Source organism: Polynucleobacter sp. MWH-Braz-FAM2G, from assembly GCF_018687635.1.
Taxonomy (GTDB): Bacteria; Pseudomonadota; Gammaproteobacteria; order Burkholderiales; family Burkholderiaceae; genus Polynucleobacter.
Genome location: NZ_CP061300.1, coordinates 1,451,756 through 1,472,915, shown reverse-complemented (window position 1 = coordinate 1,472,915; position 21,160 = coordinate 1,451,756). Strand labels below are relative to the sequence as shown.

17 protein-coding genes and 1 pseudogene are annotated in these 21,160 nt (G+C 45.7%); 10 read left to right on the top strand and 8 right to left on the bottom strand.

Annotation, left to right across the window (positions count from 1 at the left end):
- Positions 1-25: 25 nt before the first annotated feature.
- Together hemC and FD973_RS07445 are read left to right on the top strand one after the other, a co-directional pair.
- Positions 26-991, top strand: a complete 966-nt coding sequence (hemC, locus tag FD973_RS07450) for a hydroxymethylbilane synthase (protein WP_215322722.1) — start codon at positions 26-28, stop codon at positions 989-991.
- Positions 992-1,015: 24 nt separating this feature from the next.
- Complete coding sequence (locus FD973_RS07445; protein WP_215322721.1) at positions 1,016-1,840, top strand: uroporphyrinogen-III synthase; 825 nt, start codon at positions 1,016-1,018, stop codon at positions 1,838-1,840.
- On the opposite strand, the gene FD973_RS07440 is transcribed toward FD973_RS07445, so the two are convergent.
- A complete protein-coding gene (locus tag FD973_RS07440; protein ID WP_215322720.1) occupies positions 1,833-2,417 on the bottom strand; it encodes a chorismate lyase in 585 nt (194 codons plus the stop codon). The genes FD973_RS07445 and FD973_RS07440 overlap by 8 nt on opposite strands.
- A 2-nt stretch (positions 2,418-2,419) precedes the next feature.
- Complete coding sequence (locus tag FD973_RS07435) at positions 2,420-3,898, bottom strand: DEAD/DEAH box helicase (protein ID WP_215322719.1); 1,479 nt, start codon at positions 3,896-3,898, stop codon at positions 2,420-2,422.
- Positions 3,899-4,150: 252 nt separating this feature from the next.
- Here FD973_RS07435 and leuE point away from each other — a divergent pair, with 252 nt between their 5' ends.
- The gene (gene leuE, locus FD973_RS07430; protein ID WP_215322718.1) at positions 4,151-4,831 is read left to right on the top strand and encodes a leucine efflux protein LeuE; all 681 of its coding nucleotides are present in this window, start codon (positions 4,151-4,153) and stop codon (positions 4,829-4,831) included.
- Positions 4,832-4,836: 5 nt separating this feature from the next.
- Here leuE and FD973_RS07425 read toward each other — a convergent pair whose 3' ends face one another.
- Positions 4,837-6,234, bottom strand: coding sequence for a coniferyl aldehyde dehydrogenase (locus tag FD973_RS07425; RefSeq protein WP_215322717.1), 1,398 nt, complete (start codon positions 6,232-6,234; stop codon positions 4,837-4,839).
- A 49-nt stretch (positions 6,235-6,283) separates the two neighbouring features.
- Here FD973_RS07425 and msrA point away from each other — a divergent pair, with 49 nt between their 5' ends.
- Positions 6,284-6,856 carry a peptide-methionine (S)-S-oxide reductase MsrA gene (gene msrA, locus FD973_RS07420; RefSeq protein ID WP_215322716.1) on the top strand — a complete coding sequence of 191 codons (573 nt, stop codon included), beginning with the start codon at positions 6,284-6,286 and terminating at the stop codon, positions 6,854-6,856.
- A 15-nt stretch (positions 6,857-6,871) separates the two neighbouring features.
- On the opposite strand, the gene pdxH is transcribed toward msrA, so the two are convergent.
- On the bottom strand, positions 6,872-7,507 hold the full coding sequence (gene pdxH / locus FD973_RS07415; protein WP_215322715.1) for a pyridoxamine 5'-phosphate oxidase: 636 nt from the start codon (positions 7,505-7,507) through the stop codon (positions 6,872-6,874).
- Positions 7,508-7,529: 22 nt separating this feature from the next.
- Here pdxH and FD973_RS07410 point away from each other — a divergent pair, with 22 nt between their 5' ends.
- From FD973_RS07410 to pepN, 5 genes are all read left to right on the top strand, one after another.
- Positions 7,530-8,285 carry a ThiF family adenylyltransferase gene (locus FD973_RS07410; RefSeq protein ID WP_215322714.1) on the top strand — a complete coding sequence of 252 codons (756 nt, stop codon included), beginning with the start codon at positions 7,530-7,532 and terminating at the stop codon, positions 8,283-8,285.
- 259 nt (positions 8,286-8,544) lie between these two features.
- On the top strand, positions 8,545-9,927 hold the full coding sequence (locus FD973_RS07405; RefSeq protein ID WP_215322713.1) for an amino acid permease: 1,383 nt from the start codon (positions 8,545-8,547) through the stop codon (positions 9,925-9,927).
- Positions 9,928-9,939: 12 nt separating this feature from the next.
- On the top strand, positions 9,940-11,058 hold the full coding sequence (gene ald / locus FD973_RS07400; protein WP_215322712.1) for an alanine dehydrogenase: 1,119 nt from the start codon (positions 9,940-9,942) through the stop codon (positions 11,056-11,058).
- 97 nt (positions 11,059-11,155) lie between these two features.
- Positions 11,156-11,731 carry a TMEM165/GDT1 family protein gene (locus tag FD973_RS07395; RefSeq protein ID WP_215322711.1) on the top strand — a complete coding sequence of 192 codons (576 nt, stop codon included), beginning with the start codon at positions 11,156-11,158 and terminating at the stop codon, positions 11,729-11,731.
- A gap of 45 nt (positions 11,732-11,776) precedes the next feature.
- Complete coding sequence (gene pepN, locus FD973_RS07390; RefSeq protein WP_215322710.1) at positions 11,777-14,386, top strand: aminopeptidase N; 2,610 nt, start codon at positions 11,777-11,779, stop codon at positions 14,384-14,386.
- 3 nt (positions 14,387-14,389) lie between these two features.
- Here pepN and FD973_RS07385 read toward each other — a convergent pair whose 3' ends face one another.
- Positions 14,390-14,773, bottom strand: a complete 384-nt coding sequence (locus FD973_RS07385; protein WP_215322709.1) for a type II toxin-antitoxin system VapC family toxin — start codon at positions 14,771-14,773, stop codon at positions 14,390-14,392.
- Between the two features lie 2 nt (positions 14,774-14,775).
- Entirely contained in the window at positions 14,776-14,979 is a 204-nt protein-coding gene (locus FD973_RS07380) for a type II toxin-antitoxin system VapB family antitoxin (RefSeq protein WP_215322708.1), read from the bottom strand.
- A gap of 169 nt (positions 14,980-15,148) precedes the next feature.
- Here FD973_RS07380 and FD973_RS07375 point away from each other — a divergent pair, with 169 nt between their 5' ends.
- Positions 15,149-16,147 carry a class 1 fructose-bisphosphatase gene (locus tag FD973_RS07375; protein ID WP_215322707.1) on the top strand — a complete coding sequence of 333 codons (999 nt, stop codon included), beginning with the start codon at positions 15,149-15,151 and terminating at the stop codon, positions 16,145-16,147.
- A gap of 105 nt (positions 16,148-16,252) precedes the next feature.
- On the opposite strand, the gene cphA (FD973_RS07370) is transcribed toward FD973_RS07375, so the two are convergent.
- Both cphA (FD973_RS07370) and cphA (FD973_RS07365) read right to left on the bottom strand, forming a co-directional pair.
- Positions 16,253-18,823: a cyanophycin synthetase gene (gene cphA, locus FD973_RS07370; RefSeq protein WP_215322706.1), complete on the bottom strand. Its 2,571-nt coding sequence runs from the start codon at positions 18,821-18,823 to the stop codon at positions 16,253-16,255.
- Between the two features lie 12 nt (positions 18,824-18,835).
- Positions 18,836-21,016: pseudogene (gene cphA / locus FD973_RS07365) on the bottom strand (cyanophycin synthetase); the annotation flags it as partial.
- Between the last annotated feature and the right edge of the window lie 144 nt (positions 21,017-21,160).

Sequence of the window (21,160 nt, the reverse complement as noted above, 5' to 3'; positions counted from 1 at the left end):
TAGGTCTTTGATTATTTTAAATGTTATGTCCCAAACCCTGAATTCTTCATCCCTAGCTGCCCCAAAGCGCCTTGTAATCGCCTCCCGTGAAAGTCGCCTCGCTATGTGGCAGGCTGAACATGTCCGGGATTGCCTAAAAAAGCTCTATCCCGACTGTGATGTCCAGATTTTGGGAATGACAACCCGTGGAGATCAAATTTTGGATAAAGCCCTGTCTAAAGTGGGTGGAAAAGGGCTTTTTGTAAAAGAGCTTGAAACAGCGCTAGAGGATGGACGTGCGGATTTAGCTGTGCATTCCTTAAAAGATGTGCCCATGGTGATGCCTGAAGGATTTGATTTGGCATGCGTTATGGCTAGGGAAGATGCAAGAGATGCCTTTGTGTCGAATGATTACGCCAGTCTTGAAGATCTCCCTCCGGGTGCCGTAGTCGGAACATCCAGTCTGCGCCGCGAGTCAGTTCTGCGTGCAAAATTTCCCCATCTAGTTATCCAGCCATTACGTGGAAATTTAGATACCCGTATGGGTAAGTTAGATCGAGGTGAGTATAAGGCCATCATATTGGCGGCTGCTGGCTTAAAGCGCCTAGGTCTTGAGAGCCGTATTCGCGCCTACCTTCCTTATGATCCATATACGCCAGCCGCGGGTCAGGGTGCCTTAGGAATAGAAACATTGAGCAAGCATCCTGATATCAAACAATGGCTTGCCCCATTGAACGACTCGCCCACATTATTTGCGGTCTCTGCTGAGCGGATGGTGTCTCGTCAATTAGGTGGTTCCTGTGAGGTTCCGCTGGCTGCGCATGCTACATGGGATCAGAATCTAATGCAGATTCGCTCCTTTGTTGCCAGCACAGATGGCAAAGCAATTTGTTTGGCAACTAGCAGTGCTCGAGTGAATTCGGTGGAGGACGCTGAGGCCCTTGGATTATCCGTAGCTCAGGACTTGTTATCTCAAGGTGCGGCAGATTTGATTCCAACACTGCCTAAGTAGAAAAAGACGAATTCGTTCTCAAGTATGAGTACCAAAACCATTATTGTTACTAGGCCAAGTGGTCAGGCTCGTCAATTAATTGAGGTGCTCACCAATGCAATAGGTAAAAGTGGCATAGCAAATCGTAGTTTCCCTGAGATATTGTCTTTACCTTTGTTAACGATTGCCCCCAAAGATGACAAGCCACTAGCGGAATATATTGCCTCTGTCTTGAATGATGCAGATCTTGCTATCTTTGTGAGTCCTAACGCTATTGAAAGTGTTATGCGTTTAATGGAGCGTGACTGGCAAGACCTTTCAAAGGAGATTATTCCGATAGGAGTGATGGGGGGAAGCAGTCAACAGGCCTTAAGAAATCATGGTGTTGGATTAGAGCAAAAGCCGACACCGATCATTCTTCCTCAAAAAAATGAAAATTGGGATTCAGAAGGATTGTGGCAAGAGCTTCAATCGCTGCAGTGGAATTGGCAAAATAAAAAAGTAGTTATCTTTAAAGGGGATGGTGGTCGTGATTGGTTGGCTGACACCTTAAAGAAGGCAGGGGCTACTGTAGAGGCTATCTCAACTTATAGTCGCGTGCCTTTGGATATTGACAATCCTGCTTGGGAAGCAATTCGAGAAATCGATTGGAGTAAGTCACTCTGGTTGCTTACCTCCTCTGAGGCTGTTCGATATCTTGGAGGGGTGATTAAAGATCGGTTTACGCAAAAGCTCTCTAGCGCTAGTGCACTATGCCCTCATCATAATATTGCGGATGCGGCTGAATTAATTGGGTTTGGTGAAGTCTTTACTTGCGATCCCGGTGATGAGGCTCTGGTAAAAGCAACTCTGGCTTGGCTAACTATCTAAGTTTTTTAAGGTTGAGGGCTTCTTGTAAGGCTGGTAAGAAAATTTCATTTACCAAAATAGGTCGCCCCTTTAAGCGATAGAGGGTTCGTCGCGCCCATAATGGTGAGCTCAAGTCACTAAATCGTTTGGCACATCTTTTCCATAATTCACTGCTTTTATCCAGGCGGGCAATATCACGCGGCGGTTTTGCTTTGGAATGCTTACGGGTTTTGCTAAACAAAACTGCCCCTAAGGGTTTGGTGCCTAAACGTAAGATGGCATGGTTAGAGCCACTAGAGCTTGATGTTGGGATGACGCTGTGAGCCATTACCAAAGGAATTCCATTGGAGCAGAGCAGCACTTCGCGAACTCTGCAACGCCTGAGTTTGAAATGAAAATAGCGACTTTCGTCGCTATTCAGTGATTGAGGGTAATCGCGCAAAACTTGTACTTCTAGTTTTTGCCCAATGGCAGCCTCTATCTTTTGGGTGAGGGATCCAGTGTCGCTCAACCATGGTTGCCACATGCGTGGTGCTAAATGAATTTCACCGGAACCGACTCGATTCCATGCAGAACGGAGACGATTGCGGTGAGCCATTTTTAGTTGCCACTAAAGTTGCGACGTTGACCGCCAGACTTTGGTTTAGCAAAGCGTGGACCTGCTGGACGACTAGGACGTGAGTCAGCAGAACGCGCAGGACGCGAGTCTGCTGAACGTGCTGGACGTGAGTCACCCGAACGACCGCCGCCGAAACGAGACTCAGAACGCGCACCTGAACCGTAACGACCACCACCGCCACCAGATCGATTGCCTCCAAAACCACCACCAGAGCGACCACCAGGACGACCGCCACCACCACCAAAGCTTGGTTTCGCTTGTGGCTCAAGACCGGCGATCACTGAAGCCACGATATCTTGCTGTGTAAAGCGCTCAATATTGCGGATCTTCGCGCGATCACGATGTTCAACCAAAGTGATTGCCACACCATTGCGACCTGCACGACCCGTACGACCGATGCGATGCGTGTAGTCTTCTGGTTTCATTGGAAGGCCAAAGTTAATTACGTGACTAATACGTGGTACATCAATACCGCGAGCAGCTACGTCAGTCGCAACCAGAATCTTGGTGTGACCCTTACGCAAGGACTCGAGGCGGCGCATACGCACAGCTTGGGGCATTGCACCATGAAGTGCAGTTGCTTCATAGCCATTAGCGCGCAAGGTGTCTGCGATTTTTTCACTTTCAACTTGAGTGCTAGCAAACACCACGGCTTGATCCAAAGAGGCATCAGCCAAAATGTGTTCAAGCAATTTGTGCTTATGTGACATGCTATCAGCCCAGTGCAACTTCTGCTCAATGTTGGCATGTTTTTCACCTGCGTGAGCAAGTTCAATGCGTTTAGCATCTGTAGTCAACTCGTTTGCCAAAGACATAATCTTTGGAGCAAAAGTTGCGGAGAACATCAAGGTTTGGTTGCGTCCAGAACAACGTTTATCAATTGCTTCGAGATCTTCTGCAAATCCCATGTCAAGCATGCGATCAGCTTCGTCAATCACAAGCTGTTTAACATCATCTAAGCGTATTGCTTTGCTATCGCACAGGTCTAGCAAACGACCTGGAGTTGCAACAACTAACAGCGCACCTTTTAATGCTTGGATTTGTTTGCCGTAAGGCATGCCACCCATAACAGTGGCGATACGAATACCTTTCATGCCGCGAACTAAGTTCACTGCATCAGCAGCAACCTGCTGAGCCAACTCACGTGTAGGGCAGAGCACCAACACTTTGGGTTGAGCACGGCCTGGTACAGGTGAATTGTTTGGGTTGCTTTCAATCAGTTGATGAATTAACGGCAATAAAAAGGATGCGGTTTTACCGCTGCCAGTTTGGCTGCTTACCAATAAGTCGCCGCCTGCCAAAGCCGCAGGAATAACCCGCGCTTGCACTTCGGTAGCTTGGGTAAAACCCAATTCAGCAACGTTTTTAAGGAGTGATGCCGCTAGGGCAAAATTCTGGAATTCATTTCCAGCGCTCTTTGAATCTTTCGACTCGTGTTTAGTTTCTTTAGAAAAAGTCATGCTATTACACATCCCTTTCAAGGGATGTCTCCGTATGTTGCATCCATAGTTTTTAAAGGATGCGATGGTCAAAGGCATCGACCATCAGACAAGCGGCAGCGTGTTTTGTAACTTCTGTGTTTATGACTTCTAAACGATACGCTGAAATAGAGCTGGGGGGCGATGAATCAAATTGCTTAAAAAAGCCTCTCATTATGACAGTTTGAGTGATTGATTACAAGGGTTTTCCCGAATTAATTATATGATTACGTGATGGAATGGCTCACTATCGATTTCTTATCCCCTGCTAAGGCTGGAATCGTTGATTTCTCGACATATCTTTTGGGGACAATTTTTATCATCTTGCTTCCTGGGCCTAACTCTCTTTATGTCTTGGCGGTATCGACTCAAAAAGGGTGGCGCTTTGGCGCTTGGGGCGCGCTTGGAATTTTTATTGGCGATTCTGTCTTGATGATTGCGATTGCTTTGGGCGCGGCCTCGCTCTTGATGTCTTCGCCACTGTTATTCGGCATTGTTCAAACTATAGGAGCAATCTATTTAGCTTGGATGGGTTGGGGTTTATTTCGTAATGGCATTAAACGTTGGCATCGGGCTCTGCATGAAGAGTCTGATGAGACCTTGCAAGCCAAGGTAATGCAATTTCATCCCCTAGTAGCTGCACTCACGCTTTCATTAACAAATCCTAAAGCAATCTTTTTCTTTATCGCTTTCTTTTCTCAATTTATTCGCCCAGACTTTGAAAATCCTGCATATACCTTCTCCTATCTTGCTATCGTCCTGCAATTCATGAGCATGTCTTACTTAGCTTGTTTGATTTTTGTCGGGCAACTATTCTTGAAATTTTTTCAGCGACAGCCCCGCTTAGGAGCTGCGCTGTGGATGCTAGCAGGAGTCTTGTTTATCGGCTTTGCTGGTCGACTGTTAGTTTATTGAATGAGCTATCTCAAGAAACGTAATAACCACTCAATTTTCTTTCCATATGGTGGGCGCGCTGTTTGAGTCCCCTTAAAGAAATTAAGACCAAAAAAGCCACGCACATCCAGAATTGACTTACGATGGCTGAAGGTATCAAAACCTGCCTTACCGTGATAACTGCCCATGCCGCTAGCGCCAACACCGCCGAAAGGTAAATCCTCAATCGCAATGTGTAAAAGTGTGTCATTGATTGTCACACCACCTGAGGAGGTTTCATTCAAAACCTGTTTCATATTCTTCTTATCTTTACCAAACCAGTACAAAGCTAAAGGTTTGGGTTTGCTGTTGATATAAGCAATTGCCGCCTCAGTATTAGCAACAGTCACAATAGGCAAAATAGGGCCAAAGATTTCTTCATGCAATACACGTGCTTCAGCAGGAACATGAATTAGTGCGATTGGCTCGAATGATCTTGCTCCCACTCCTGGATTATTGAGTAAAGGAATTACTTTTGCACCACGATCAAGCGCATCGCCCACTAAGTGTTGCCAGTATTGCAATTGCCTTTCATCAATAGGGCCAGTTAATTCTTCTGGATTACTGAATTGAGTTTGTGCTGCACTTTGTAGTTCACGAATAAATTCATCTTGCTGGCTTGCTGCTAGCAGAACATAGTCTGGTGCAATACAGGTTTGACCGCCATTGAGTAATTTGCCATAGGCAATAGAGGAAGCAGCATCTTTTAGATTGGCGCTCGGATCAATAATGACAGGAGTTGTGCCGCCTAACTCTAGCGTTACGGGAGTGAGGTTTTCTGCTGCAGCACGCATTACCTTTTTGCCAATAGAGCCTGATCCTGTAAAAAAGAGATGATCAAATGGTAGTGATGCAAATTGTTCTGCAACTTCGGGTCCGCCAGTGGTGACACAAAACTCGGTTGGATGAAAATATTCTTGAATCAAACTAGCAACGAACCCAGAGGTGCGAGAACTTCTTTCCGATGGTTTGAGCCATACACGATTACCTGCGGCGAGTGCTGCAATCGCAGGAATGAGGGCTAGCTGGACAGGGTAGTTCCATGGGCTGAGTATGCCGACCACACCAAGAGATTGACTTTGGACCCAAGCCTGAGAGGACCCCATATGAAATGGAACATCTCTTTGTTCTGGCTTCATCCATTCTTTGAGATGCTTGCGGGTATATTGACATGCCTGATAGATCATTTGGCATTCCGCTAAGCGTGTTTCGACTGGGTGGCGAACACCAAAATCAGCTATGAGAGCCTTGCAGATTTTCTCCTCATTTGCTGCAATCATTTTTTCAATGCGAGCAATACGATCTAAACGGATTTCGAGAGTTGGATTGGGTTCTGCAGCATAGGCTGCTTTGATTTCGTCTAGCTGGATAGTAAAGCGGTTCATGGTCTATTAATAGATGGCAGGCATTTGAATAAGGCATTAGGATAAAGCTATGGAAACAAATATAGAAAAAAATGCACCCCTTTTGGAGCGGGCTACTTTAGGCGGTGGCTGTTTTTGGTGCCTTGAGGCGGTATATCAACAGATTTCTGGGGTCCAGTCCGTGGTTTCTGGGTATGCTGGAGGTCTAGGACCGAATCCTACATATGAGGCGGTTTGTACTGGCGCAACTGGTCACGCAGAAATTGTCGATATCCTGTTTGATCCTCAGAAAATTTTATTTCGAGATTTATTGGAGATTTTTTTCGTTATTCATGATCCCACTACTCTGAACTACCAGGGGAATGATCACGGCACACAATATCGCTCGGTTATCTTTACACATAGCGATGATCAAGCCAGGATTGCGCGTGAAGTTGTTGCTGAGCTTGAAGATTCAAAAATTTACTCTAATCCAGTGGTTACGAAAATCGATGTTGCCCCAGTCATTTATCCTGCTGAAGACTACCATCAGAATTATTTTCAGCAACATCCCTATCAAGGTTATTGCATGGCGGTAGTGGCGCCCAAGCTTGCTAAATTTAGAGCTAAATTCAAATCCCTAATAGCGCAGCAATATATCTGAAGATTTGTGAAAAGATTAAGGCGCTAAACGATTAATTTGCCACTCAGACCCATCTTTTTTGTAATGCATTCGATCATGCAATCGAGAGGGACGGCCTTGCCAGAATTCAATTTCTGTAGGTCGTAAGCGATAACCACCCCAGTGCTCAGGGCGGGGTGGGGAGTCACCGAACTCAGACTTAAAGCGCTTCTCTGCCTCTTCTAGGAATTCGCGATTAGGAATGACTGCGCTTTGCGGGGAAGCCCAGGCGCCAATTCTGGAGGCAGCCGGACGAGAATGAAAGTACTCATCACTTTCAGCAGCACTTACTCGCTCTACAACTCCCTGAATCCTAACCTGTCGCTCTAACTCATGCCAATGAAAGAGTAGGGCGGCTTGTGGTCGTATGGCTAAATCACGTCCTTTTTGGCTCTCGTAGTTAGTGAAAAAAGTAAAACCATTTTGATCGGCGCCTTTTAGTAAGACAATACGGGCTGAAGGATTTCCGGCTTGATCCGCAGTTGCTAGGGTCATGGAATTTGGTTCTGGGCATTCTGCCTTAATAGCCTGGTCAAACCAAAGTTGGAAGAGCTGCAAGGGGTCATGAGGAACCTCGGTTTCAGAAAGCTGACCAAGGGTATAGTTTTTACGCAATTGAGCAATGGAGTTCATTTATTCAGTATAAAGAGAAGCTATGGCAGAAGACAAGGTAGAAGGTGGCATAGAAAATCGGCGGTTTGGCGGGGTTTCCCGACTCTACGGTTCCGAGCTACGCGAGCGATTTTTAAATGCTGCGGTTGTTGTGGCTGGCCTAGGGGGTGTTGGATCTTGGGCGGCAGAAGCATTAGCTCGAACCGGAATAGGACATCTGGTTTTAATTGATTTCGATCACATTGCAGAGAGCAACACCAACCGACAGATTCATGCTCTCGAAGGTCAGTATGGCAAGGCAAAAGTTGAAGCCATGACCCAACGCATTTTGCAGATTAATCCTGAGATTCGCTTGACTGCTTATGACGAATTTTTGGAGCCAGATAATTTAGATCTATTAATTCCTAGAAATGCATATGTTTTGGATGCAACCGATTCAGTGCAAACCAAAATTGCACTCTCAGTTTGGGCCCGAGCGAATAATCGCCTTCTGGTGATGTGTGGTGCTGCTGGTGGAAAGACAGATCCCACGTCTGTGCGATGTGATGATTTGTCCCGTACAGAACAAGACGCTTTGTTAGCAAAAGTTCGGCAAGGCCTGCGCCAGGATCACGGTTTTTCCAGAAACTTGAAACATAAAATTGGCATTCGGGCCATCTATTCGCATGAGCCTCGTGCTGGAGCATCTACTGGTGGTCTGGCTTGTTCTGGTTATGGCTCAACGGTAATGGTGACTGCAGCCTGTGGCTTGGCCGCAGCGGCAGAGATTCTCAATTTGATTGGTCAGGATCAAAAGTAGCTCTCTTTACGCAACAGCTTAGTAAATCATTTGGTAATACTTAAGGGGATTCCCTGTAGGAAATTACTGATTCTTTTGCAGGTATAAATAATTTATCCACAAGTAACCCTTTAATTTAAAAGACGCCATTCTTTTTGAGAGTCTATTTTTATTTAATTAGTTACTTTAGTAATTTTTCACCTCTAGTTTTCGCACTCAGTCCTCCCTAGACTTTGCTCCGTTGGTATATCGCCAATGACAAATCGAAAGGAGGTCTCTCTTGCAGACTGAACACAATGGTTTAAAGCGCCATCTCAAAGTACGACATATTCGTTTGATGGCTCTAGGCTCCACCATCGGCGTTGGATTATTTCTGGGTTCCGCGAGCGCAATTCAAATTGCTGGTCCATCAATCCTATTGGGTTACTTACTCGCCGGCATAGTCGCATTCATTGTTTTACGCACCCTTGGTGAAATGGCTGTTCATGAGCCTGTGGCGGGGTCCTTTGCTGCTTATGCCAATACTTATGTCGGCCCTTTGGCTGGATATATGGTGGGATGGGGTTATTGGACTTATTGGATCGTTGTTGGCATTGCTGAAGTTACTGCCGTTGGTATTTATATGGGTATTTGGTTTCCCGATACTCCCCAGTGGATATGGGCACTTTCTTCAATTTTGATGATGGGTCTTATCAACCTCATTGCGGTCAAAGTATTTGGTGAGTTCGAATTTTGGTTTGCCTTAATCAAAGTGGTGGCGATTGTTGCGATGATTGCATTAGGGGGCTCAGTGATTTTGTTTGGTTTTACAAATGATTGGCAGCCTATTGGATTAAGTAATTTATGGCAACACGGTGGCTTCTTTCCAAATGGGATAAGCGGAATGTTGTTGTCATTGCAGATGGTTTTGTTTGCCTATGTTGGCATTGAAATGATTGGCCTCTCTGCGGGCGAGGCTGAGAATCCGCAAAAGACGATTCCGATGGCTATCGATTCTTTGGCATGGCGCATCCTCATTTTTTACATGGGCGCAATCCTAGTCATTTTGGCAATCTTTCCTTGGAATCAAGTTGGTCAACAAGGCAGCCCATTTGTAGTGATGTTTGAGCGCCTTGGGTTAAGGGAGGCGGCTGGCTTAATTAACTTTGTAGTTATTACAGCCGCGCTTTCTTCTTGTAATGCGGGGATCTTTAGTGGGGGACGACTGTTGTACTCACTATCCAATAATGGCTACGCTCCTGCTCCATTTGCCAAGCTCTCAAAGTATGGCGTTCCGCATCGTGCTGTTATGACTACAGTTGCCGTATGTATGACGGGGGTAGTTTTAAATTACTTTGTTCCAGAGAAGGCCTTTCAGTACATGATGGCAGCCGTAACTTTTATCGGCTTAATGGTTTGGATTTCTATATTGATAACCCAAATTCAATTCCGTCGTTCGCTTTCTCAATCCCAAGTAGATCAGCTTGCTTATCGCACTCCTTGGTGGCCTTATTCCTCGTGGTTTGCTCTGGCATTCATATGTTTAGTGGTGGTGTTAATGGGCTTTCATGAGGATGCACGGATTGCATTGATAGTGGGCCCGTGTTTATTAGCAGTGTATCTAGCGATGTTTTATATCGCAGGCTTACATCGAAAAACAGCAACAAAGCGTAATTTTAAATAACAGGAGATAAAAGTGATTATTGGAGTTCCTCAAGAGGTAAAGAATAATGAGTTCCGAGTAGGCTTAACGCCCGGTAATGTGAGTGGACTATGTAAGCAAGGGCACTCTGTTCTGGTTCAGCGTGGGGCTGGTGAGCAGATTGGTTTAAGTGATGAGTCATATAGACTTGCCGGCGCAAACTTAATTAATAGTGCAGCGGAAGTATTTCAAAAAGCAGAAATGATTGTGAAGGTGAAAGAACCACAAGCTCAGGAATGCGCCATGTTGCGCGAGGATCAAATCCTATTTACTTATTTGCATCTCGCCCCAGACCCTCAACAAACTGCTGCGCTTCTACAATCGGGTGCAACGTGTATAGCTTATGAAACAGTTACTGCAATGAATGGTGCGCTTCCATTATTGGCCCCTATGAGTGAAGTGGCGGGACGCATGTCTATTCAGGCTGCTGCCACCCATCTAGAAAAGACTAATGGTGGGCTAGGGGTTTTGATGGCAGGAGTTCCAGGGGTTTCGGCGGCAAAGATAGTGATTCTCGGTGGGGGCGTTGTAGGTCGAAATGCCTTACAAATTGCCGTAGGAATGGGTGCTGATGTATGTATCTTTGATCGTGATATTGAGCGCTTGCGTCAGATAGATATGTTTTATGGCAATCGAGTGCGCACGTTTTACTCCGATAGTTTGTTAATTGAACAGGAGGCTTGCGAAGCTGATGTGGTGATCGGAGCTGTATTGCTGCCAGGCGCTGCAGCGCCTAAGTTGGTCACGCATGACATGATTAAAAAAATGAAGCCAGGCTCGGTGGTAGTAGACGTGGCTATTGATCAAGGTGGTTGTTTTGAGACTTCCAAACCAACAACACATGCTGATCCTACTTTTATGGTTGATGGTGTTCTGCATTACTGTGTTGCCAATATGCCGGGGGCAGTTGCGCGAACATCTACCTTTGCCTTGACGAATGCCACTTATCCATTTGTGGAGGCTTTGGCTAATCGCGGGGTAATGCAGGCTCTATCCATAGACCATCATTTGCGTAACGGTCTTAGTGTGCATAAAGGCTCACTCACCTCGCAGCCAGTTGCAGTCGCTCAAGGTTTGGAGTTTGTATCAGTTGAGGAGTTTATGGTGGCTTAGCGGCTAATTTTTATAGATTGCTTGGTTTGGTAGTGCTAGGAATTAAACTAAGCACATTCAGCAGTATTTTGCGTCTCATACTAAATTAAGCCAATCTATGGATTTAACAGCCTTAACCCTCTCTGCTGGAGTAGTTGCTCTAGCAGAGATGGGGGATAAAACTCAATTGCTCTCATTGATGCTTGCAGCTCGCTACCCTAGGCAAGCGCTAGCCATCATTGCGGGGATTTTTGTTGCAACGATTGCCAATCATGCCTGCGCTGCTCTATTAGGACATTGGTTAACAACAATGGTGTCACCAGACGTGATGCGATGGATTTTAGGATTGAGTTTTTTGGGAATCGGCCTCTGGCTTTTGGTGCCTGATCATATTGACGATGTCGCAGGATCGAAAGCTGTAGATAGAGTCTTTCAAGTATTTTTGCTAACCACCGGATTATTTTTCCTGGCTGAAATGGGGGATAAGACCCAAATCGCAACGATTGCTTTAGGAGCTCGGTATGACGATGTTATTTCGGTGACGATGGGCACCACTTTGGGGATGATGCTGGCAAATGCGCCTGCAGTTTGGATTGGTCAAAAATTTACAAAGCGTGTTCCCATAAAGTGGGTGCATGTAGTGGCGGCGATTACCTTTATTGCGATTGGTCTGGCAACCCTCATTTGGGCATAAATTAGCGGATGCACAGATCTGCTAGCCAAGACTTAAAATAGTCTTATGAAAACCGATCTCCCTCAGAGCTTTCAACGGCTCGCATACCGTCCTCCTGTTTATACCTTTGATCAAGTTGCGCTAGATATAGCTTTAGATCCAGCCCGAACAATTGTTAAAAGCCGGATTGAGGTTTTGCCTGGCAAAAGCTTTGAGCCAGGAGCGCCTTTGGTGTTGGTCGGGCATGAGCTTGAGTTTGTCAGTCTGAGAATTAATGGAGAAGCACACCGTCATTTTGAACTAACGCCAGAAACACTCACGATACATTCTTTACCTAATGAGGGTAGAGAAAAATTTGTCGTTGAAATTATTTGTGTCTGTGTGCCAGAAAAAAATACAACTTTGATGGGTTTGTATGTCTCTAACGGTAACTTTTTTACCCAGTGTGAGGCAGAAGGTTTCAGAAAGATTACATATTTCCTTGATCGTCCTGATGTCATGGCGCGCTATAAAGTGACCTTGCGTGCGCGTGAAGAGCAGTGCCCGGTATTGCTCTCCAATGGAAATTTGCTCAACACTGAAAAATTACCTAATGGTTGGCACAGCGCTACTTGGGAAGATCCATTCCCTAAACCATCCTATTTATTTGCTTTAGTCGCAGGTAAGTTGGAATGCATCGAAGAAACCATTACCACCAGCAGTGGCGCCAAGAAGTTATTGCAGATTTGGGTTGAACCCCATGATCTCAAGAAAACACGTCATGCCATGGATTCTCTGATTGCCTCAATACATTGGGATGAAAAACGATTTGGGTTGGAGTTGGATTTAGAGCGCTTCATGATTGTGGCGGTGAGTGATTTCAATATGGGGGCGATGGAGAATAAGGGGTTGAATATCTTCAATACCAAGTTTGTTCTTGCTCAGCCCGAGACTGCTACAGATGCGGATTTCGCCAATATTGAGAGTGTGGTCGCTCACGAATATTTCCATAACTGGACTGGTAATCGAGTCACTTGTCAGGATTGGTTTCAGCTATCACTAAAAGAAGGGTTAACCGTCTTTAGAGATCAAGAGTTCTCTGCTGATCAAATGGGTAGCGAATCAGGCAGGGCGGTAAAACGTATCGAGGATGTGAGGTTATTGCGGCAATTGCAATTCCCAGAGGATGCAGGTCCGATGGCCCACCCAATTCGCCCTGATGAATATCAAGAAATTAATAACTTCTATACAGTTACCGTGTATGAGAAGGGTGCTGAGGTAGTGAGGATGTATCAAACCCTCTTGGGTAAGGATGGATTCCGCAAGGGTATGGACTTGTATTTTCATCGTCACGATGGTCAAGCGGTTACCTGCGATGATTTTTTAGCTGCAATGGCAGATGCTAATGGCAAAGACCTAAGCCAGTTTAAGAATTGGTATAGTCAAGCAGGTACACCGCACGTTAAAGTGCAAGAGCATTACGATGCCACCAAGAAGCAGTATCAATTAACCTTATCTCAGAGCTGTGCTCCAAGTCCTGGCCAGCCAGAGAAAAAGCCATTTCATATTCCGCTTCGGGTTCGTTTGCTTACGCAATCAAATGATCAGACGGAGCAATTGCTTGAGCTTAAGGAAGCAAGTCAAACATGGACCTTTGACAATATTCAAGATTGTCCAGTACTTTCGATTAATCGAAACTTCTCCGCACCGATTCATTTGGATTTTGAGCAAAGCGAGGCAGATCTTCTTGCTTTATTGTCTAGTGATGATGATCCCTTTAACCGCTGGGAAGCTGGCCAAAAGCTAGCAATGCAAATGATTCTGAATGATCGTTTGCCAGATGCTGAGTTGATTGAGGCGTATCGCAATCTTCTGCTAGATCCAAAGTTGGACCCTGCTTTTAAAGATTTAGCGCTTACATTGCCCGCAGAGTCGTATTTGTATGAGCAGTGCACCAGTGTTGATCCGCAGAAAATATTTATTGCACGTCGCGCTTTCCGCAGGGAGATTGCTAAACAGCTTCAATTGGAGTGGGCGGCTTTATATCAGCAAATGCAAACTCCTGGGCAATTTAAGTCGGATGGGGTTGACGCAGGTAAGCGTGCACTCAAAAATTTAGCTTTGAGTATGTTGCTTGATGCATCTCCGGCTACATGGGCCCCCATGGCAGCCAATCAATACCAAATCGCTGAAAATATGACCGATCGATATGCGGCGCTATCAGCCTTAGTCGTTCATGGTGTGAAACCAGCAAAAGATTGTTTAATTGATTTTTACAATCGATTTGCAAACGATGCCTTAGTGATTGATAAGTGGTTCGGCTTGCAATCTAGTCGTCCGCCAGTAGAAGGTCTTGAATCCACTTTGGAAGAAGTCAAGAAGTTGCGTGAGCATCCTGCATTTAAGCTAAACAATCCAAACCGAGTTCGTAGCGTAATTCATTCCTTTTGTGCCAATAATCCAGCAAGCTTTCATCAAGTGGACGGCAGTGGCTATGAGTTTTGGGCGGATAGTGTATTAGCGCTAGATCCTATCAATCCTCAGGTAGCCGCTCGTCTTGCTAGAGCTTTAGATCGCTGGCGTCTATTTGCCCAGCCGTATCAAGATCGCATGAAGATGGCTTTAGAGCGCGTTTCTGCGTGCCAAACACTCTCTCCTGATGTGAGGGAGGTAATTGGAAAGGCGCTGAGTAGCTAAAAACTAATGAAATTTACTGCTATAAGAAACACCTAATTTATTAGCAAGTATTTCTAGGCTCTTATCTAAAGTCCATAAGAGAGCGTTATCTGAGAGTAGAGTTGACGCTAACAGAGAAACATCGATTGCCCCGCAACTAGATTCTTGGAGTTGGTGTTTCTCTATAAATTCCAATGTTTCTTCTGGGGTTGCTATGGTCGCTTGCTGTAATTTTTTTATGTAACTTAAGGTTCTTAGTCTTGGCGATGGCGGTGATCCACATGCCAATTCTATTAAGACTAAAGGATGGCAAAGTACCTGATCATTTATCAAGAGAGACTCAAACGTAGTGTTTGGTTTTCTAAAGTGAGCAATCCACACTGAAGTGTCAACCAAAACCATGGTCATGATTATTGACCATCCTTTAATTTTCTTCGCGGAATATTTTTCATGTGTGGTGCTTTGCCACCTAGTGCAACCAATCTCTTGGCCATTTGAACGCGTATGAAAACATTAATAGCTTCTCTAAAGAGGTCTGCTTTATCCATTCCTGGGTCGGCAAGATCCAATCCCCTTTGGTAAAGGTCATCATCTATGGTTACAGTTGTTCGCATATGTTGTCCTCATCAATAATGATGCATTTTATCATCATAAATGGCATCAATTCAAATAGGGTTTATTAAAAATCGTAATGTTTTTCCTTGAAATTGCTGCTTTTTAATATTGCCGTTAGGAAAAGGGCAAAATAGACCCTAATTTCAATAGCGCCTTGGAGAAATACCTTTGTCCTTAAGTACTCATACCAATTTCAAACAATATTTAGCTTCTGCTAAACCTGCAGGCGTACCCATACCTACTGGATTGCAGGATTTATTGACTGCAGTGGTGAACACTTGCTCAACTCTTAGTCATGAAGTGGCGCAGGGCGCTTTGATTGGCTTGCTAGGTTCTGCGGGTACTGGCAATGTGCAAGGTGAGGTTCAGCAAAAACTCGACATCATTGCCAATGATTTATTAATAGATGGTGTGAAGGATTGCAAAGCACTTGCTGGTTTGGCCTCCGAAGAAATGGAGTTGCCAATTCCGGTTCAAGGTACAGGTGATTACTTGCTGTTGTTTGATCCACTAGATGGTTCATCCAACATTGACGTGAACGTTTCCATTGGCACTATTTTTTCAGTACTTCAAAAGCAAGATCCGAGTGCGCCACTACAAACTTCCGACTTTTTATTATCTGGACGTCATCAAGTTGCCGCTGGTTATGTGGTTTATGGTCCGCAAACCACAATGGCTTTGACTTTGGGTGATGGCGTAGTGATGTTTACCTTAAATAAGGTTACAGGTGAATTTTTGCTGATCAATGACTCGGTTAAGATTTCCCATTCCACTAAAGAATTTGCGATCAATATGTCCAATATGCGTCACTGGGCTGATCCAGTACGCCGCTATGTAGAAGAATGTCTCGCAGGTGTTAGTGGTGCCCGTGACAAAGACTTTAATATGCGTTGGATTGCGTCTATGGTGGCAGATGTGCACCGTGTGTTATCTCGCGGTGGTGTATTCATGTATCCATGGGATCAACGTGAGCCTCATAAGCCTGGTAAGTTGCGTCTGATGTATGAAGCCAATCCAATGAGTTTTTTGGTGGAGCAGGCTGGCGGTGCATCGACGAACGGCACCGAACTCATCATGGATTTACAGCCTACTGATTTGCATGAGCGGGTTTCGGTGATGCTAGGGTCTAAAGAAGAGATTGACCGCATTCAGCACTATCACTCATAAACCAGCGTTGCTTTAAAAGCAAAAAACCCAATCAGGTGATTGGGTTTTTTAATGCCCTAGATTATTAGAGTGGAAAACGCATCAGCAAACGGTATTCGCTTAGTTTTAAGGTCTTACTTTTTCTTTGAGATAAGCAAGCGATTCTTCTACTTGGTCTATGAGAATCAAGCAGATATCTCCTGTAGAAAGGTCATTTAAGGCGGTATCAATCGCTTTAAATTCCCCATGAATTTCTTGAACTTGTTTCGCTTTGGTAGCGCCTACTAGACCTTCTTGGAGTAGTCTTAATACTTCACCATCTTCGCGCCCCCGCTGACAAGCATCTTGATAGAGAATGACGTTATCAAAGGAATTGCCTAGGATGCGTGTAAGGTCGCGAATATCTTCATCACGACGATCGCCAGCACCACTAATGACTACATGACTCTTCTTGGGTTTCATGGCCTCAACGGCGCTGGTAAGAGCTCGCATCGCATCTGGGTTGTGACCGTAATCAGCGATCACCGTAGCGCCATTATGTTGAAATTGATTAAAGCGTCCTGGCACAGAATTGGAATCACTTTCAAAGCTATGTAGACCGCGGGCAATCTTTTCGGCATCCAACCCTAATGCCCATGCGGCTCCAATGGCAGCCATTGCGTTTTCAATCTGAAAGCCGAGTACACCATTTTGTGTAAGTGGAATTTCGCTTACGGGGAAACGATACATTACGCGCGAGCCCTTGGAGGCAACAATATATGTGCCGTCAAAGTAAATGACTTTTTTATTTTTAGCTCTATGTGCAGTAATAACAGGATGATGTTGATTCTGAGCAAAGAAAATCACTCGACCTGAGCATTTATCGCCCATCTTGGCCACCATAGGGTCTGCCGCATTTAATACAGCAGCGCCAGTGGGGGCTACGTTTTGCACAATGACACGTTTGAGTACAGCTAAATCTTCAACACTAGTGATGTAATTAAGACCTAGGTGATCACCTTCGCCGATATTGGTTACAACGGCGACTTCGCAGCGATCAAAACCCAAACCTTCACGTAGTAAACCACCGCGAGCTGTTTCTAGAACGGCGGCATCGACATCGGGATGCATTAATACATTGCGAGCACTCTTGGGGCCACTGCAATCGCCAGTATCGATTAGGCGATGATTGATATAAACGCCATCTGTACCAGTCATACCAACGCGCAAGCCGGTTTCACTTAATAAATGAGAGATGAGTCGAACGGTTGTAGTTTTGCCATTAGTGCCAGTGACAGCCACTACCGGAATGCGTCCATCCTCACCTAATGGAAACATCATGTTGATGATGTCTTCGCCGACAGGGCGACCTTTGCCGTAAGACGGCTTGAGGTGCATGCGCAACCCAGGGGCCGCATTGACTTCAACAATGCCGCCACCTTGTTGCTCTAAAGGTTTGTAGATTGACTCGCAAAGAATATCCACGCCAGCAATATCTAAGCCAATCATTTGCGCCGCAGCCACTGCGCTCGCTGCGACATCCGGATGAACATCGTCAGTCACGTCAGTAGCAGTGCCACCAGTACTGAGATTGGCATTGTTGCGTAACAAAACTCGCTCACCTGTTTTGGGGACATATTGCGGGGTAAGACCATTGCTTGCCAAGTGAGCAAGGGCGATATCGTCAAATCGAATCTTGGTAAGCGCGGTTGCATGACCATCGCCACGTAGAGGATTTTTATTTTCTTTTTCGACTAGTTCAGCAACCGTATGTTTACCATCGCCAACTACTTGGGCGGGTTCACGACGAGCGGCTGCCGAGAGGCGATTTCCGACTACCAACAGACGATAATCCGCTCCAGGTAAATAGCGCTCAACTATGGTTTCTCGACCAAAACCTTGCGTTACGATAAAGCCAGCACGCACTTCCTCTTCGGTTTGAATATTGGCAACAACACCTTTTCCTTGATTGCCATCTTTTGGTTTTAAAACAATCGGACCGCCAATCTTTTGCGCAGCACGCCAAGCATCATCTGCGGTTGTTACCACTTCGCCAATTGGGACAGACACGCCTGCAGCAGCTAGAAGATTTTTTGTGAGCTCTTTATCCTGCGCAATGGCTTCCGCGATCGCGCTGGTGTCGCTAGTCTCAGCTGCCTGAATGCGTTTTTGCTTGCTTCCCCAGCCGAACTGAACCATGCTGCCTTCAGTCATACGACGATAGGGAATATTCCGCTGAACTGCAGCATCGACGATAGAGCCCGTGCTGGGGCCTAAGCGAACATCCTCATATAGCGCCTCTAATTCTGAAAGGGCGGCGGCTAAATCAAAAGGGGCGTCGTTTAGGGTTGCTTGTATTAGTGCAAAGGCGAAATCAAAAGCCATGCGTCCCACAACTTCTTCGGTGTATTCAACAACGACTTGATAGACGCCAACATCTACTGTTTGTACGGTCCGGCTGAAGGTTACAGGACAACCTGCTTGAGCTTGAAGGCCTAGAGCTGCATGCTCCAAAGCGTGTGCGAGTGAGAGAACTTCATTGTGGCCACCCCGACGCATGCTACCTAGTTGTGGAAAACGTTCACGAATCTTGGTTTCGAATTGAGGTATCGAGTCAATGGAGCGTTCTGCCTCATCACAAGAAACAATCGCTTCTAAGGCGGTATGGCGGCTCCATAAATTTGGGCCGCGCAACATACGAATACGGGTAATTTCCAATTAAGCCCCTGTAGCGGTAGTAGCATCAGGCGCAAAAGTTTCTGCGCCTGCTTCGATCACATTAAACGGAATATCTAAGGCCCAAGCTGCAGCAATTGCTGCGCCTAAATTCATTGTCTTCCAAGGGGAAGCGCTGTCTGCTTCTGAGTGCCTTGGAACGGGAATGGATTTTTGATCCAATTTGCCCGACTTCAAAGTAATTTGTTGTTTGCCAATCATCACTGCACGACCATTATTTAACAAATGATTTTTGATGATTTCTGAATCTGGATTTTCACTAAAGAAAATGACCTTGCCATCACAAAGTTCTGCCATCTGCACACACATTGGATCATCAGCATTCAGAACAGCCACACCGCTTGGGAGTACCACGTCAACTTGAGTGCGGACAACGCTAAAGACTTGGTCTTCATCGTAAATAGCGTACTGAGGGAAGTTGGCTTTGGGGTCGACATTCAAAACAACTCCGACCTGGCAACGATCGTAGGCTAGACCCTCAATGAGCATCGATAAGTGATTGTTTTCGATTACCGCGGCTTCAACTGCGCGGTTCATGAGTGTGCGACGCGCATTTTCCCAATTGGATGAGCTGCAATTTGGAATGGAGCGATTGCCGAAAAAAAGACCTTTGCTACTAGATAAACCAACATAGACATTAGTAAGGCGCAAGAAATGGGCAATCATCTCAGCAACGGGTGTTTTGCCCTTTTCACCGCAGATGCCAACTACTGGGATTCGGAAATCTGTTCCCGCCGGAAAGAGGTGGTTCGCAATTTCTTTCCCAACGGGTTGAGGCTTGCCACTGGCTGGTTTCAGATGCATTAACAGGCCAGGTCCGGCATTGACTTCAACAATGGCAGCATTTTGATCGGCTAGAGGTTTGCTAATGTCCTGCGCTACCAAATCAACGCCAGCAATTTCTAGTCCAACTACACGCGCTGCTAAGGCAACTTGACTGGCTACATCTGGGTGAACTAGATCAGTAACATCAAATGCGACGTTGCCATTACTTTGAATGAGAACTTTATGGTCAATGTCTGGGATGCTGTCACCAGTTAGTTTTTGTCGGGCTAATTCGAGTTCTACAGCTGAATCAATACGCACTGGATTGAGGGGATGTTCTTCAGCGGTGCCACGGCGTGGATCGGAGTTAATCTGAATTTGAATGAGTTCATGAATAGTATGTTGACCATCACCAGTAACCCAAACTGTTTCACCCTTTGCTGCAGCTACTACTTTGTCGCCAACAACTAGCAAACGGTGCTCGTCTCCAACGATGTGTCGCTCTACTAAAACTTCGCTACCCTCATCAATTGCAACTGCATATGCTGATTCGATTTCTTGTTGGGTATAAAGATTAATGAAAACTCCCCGACCATGGTTTCCATCAATGGGTTTAACTACTACTGGCAGTCCAATATCTTGTGCGGCCTCCCAAGCGTCATCAGGGCTGGAAACGGTTCTACCTTCAGGAGTGGGGACGCCAGCGCTACGCAATAAGCTCTTGGTTAAGTCCTTATCTCTGGAGATTGTCTCAGCAATGGCGCTGGTCTGATCGGTTTCTGCCGTCCAGATGCGACGTTGCTTGGCACCGTAACCTAGTTGAACTAAATTGCCTTCAGATAGACGAATAGATGGAATACCACGTTCTTCAGCGGCATTCACAATGCATGCAGTGCTGGGACCAAGCAGTAAGTCATCACCAAGCTCACGCAGATTTTCAATGATTGTTTGTACTTCTGCGACGCAGTCTTTGTTGTCTTGCGCCAATGCTAGGTAGAGGTCGCGTGCATATTTCAGGGCGGTGAGGGTAACTTCCTCATTGATGGCACTGACCATTACTTTATAAACACCGCGTCTGTCACCATCGCGTGCTTTGCCAAAACCACCTGGTATGCCAGCTAAGTTTTGCAGTTCTAATGTGAGGTGCTCCAGAATATGGGCAGGCCAAGTGCCTTCTTCAACACGTTTTAGAAAGCCGCCGGTTTCACCATAACTGCAACGATGTTCCACTAGACTTGGGAGAGCCTTTACTAGTCGATCATAAAAGCCAGGAATGAGATTTGAGGGGTAGTCCTCTAGGTCACCAATATCAAGCCAAACCTCAATAACGGGATGGTAAGTCCACATATTGGGGCCACGGAGATGCTTTACGCTCAGTATCTCGATGGATTTATCTAGTAGTTGGGGCATATGCGCTTTGACGGTGGTCGGCACCAAGATTTGGGTGCTGAAGCGTCAGACGGTCTCTCTGTTTCTAGTTGTTATCAAAAAACTCACAAAATTAGCAAAAATTCATAAAAAGGCCTACTTCGACAATTTAACGGCTTTTAGGCC

Bases quoted from the DNA above. Each gene is read 5' to 3' on its own strand.
- pdxH (WP_215322715.1), bottom strand. From the start codon at position 7,507: ATGAACTCCATTGCTCAATTGCGTAAAAACTATACCCTTGGTCAGCTT.
- hemC (WP_215322722.1), top strand. From the start codon at position 26: ATGTCCCAAACCCTGAATTCTTCATCCCTAGCTGCCCCAAAGCGCCTT.
- FD973_RS07440 (WP_215322720.1), bottom strand. From the start codon at position 2,417: ATGGCTCACCGCAATCGTCTCCGTTCTGCATGGAATCGAGTCGGTTCC.
- FD973_RS07435 (WP_215322719.1), bottom strand. From the start codon at position 3,898: ATGACTTTTTCTAAAGAAACTAAACACGAGTCGAAAGATTCAAAGAGC.
- FD973_RS07410 (WP_215322714.1), top strand. From the start codon at position 7,530: ATGGCAGAAGACAAGGTAGAAGGTGGCATAGAAAATCGGCGGTTTGGC.
- FD973_RS07445 (WP_215322721.1), top strand. From the start codon at position 1,016: ATGAGTACCAAAACCATTATTGTTACTAGGCCAAGTGGTCAGGCTCGT.
- FD973_RS07395 (WP_215322711.1), top strand. From the start codon at position 11,156: ATGGATTTAACAGCCTTAACCCTCTCTGCTGGAGTAGTTGCTCTAGCA.
- leuE (WP_215322718.1), top strand. From the start codon at position 4,151: ATGGAATGGCTCACTATCGATTTCTTATCCCCTGCTAAGGCTGGAATC.
- pepN (WP_215322710.1), top strand. From the start codon at position 11,777: ATGAAAACCGATCTCCCTCAGAGCTTTCAACGGCTCGCATACCGTCCT.
- msrA (WP_215322716.1), top strand. From the start codon at position 6,284: ATGGAAACAAATATAGAAAAAAATGCACCCCTTTTGGAGCGGGCTACT.
- FD973_RS07380 (WP_215322708.1), bottom strand. From the start codon at position 14,979: ATGCGAACAACTGTAACCATAGATGATGACCTTTACCAAAGGGGATTG.
- FD973_RS07385 (WP_215322709.1), bottom strand. From the start codon at position 14,773: ATGACCATGGTTTTGGTTGACACTTCAGTGTGGATTGCTCACTTTAGA.
- FD973_RS07425 (WP_215322717.1), bottom strand. From the start codon at position 6,234: ATGAACCGCTTTACTATCCAGCTAGACGAAATCAAAGCAGCCTATGCT.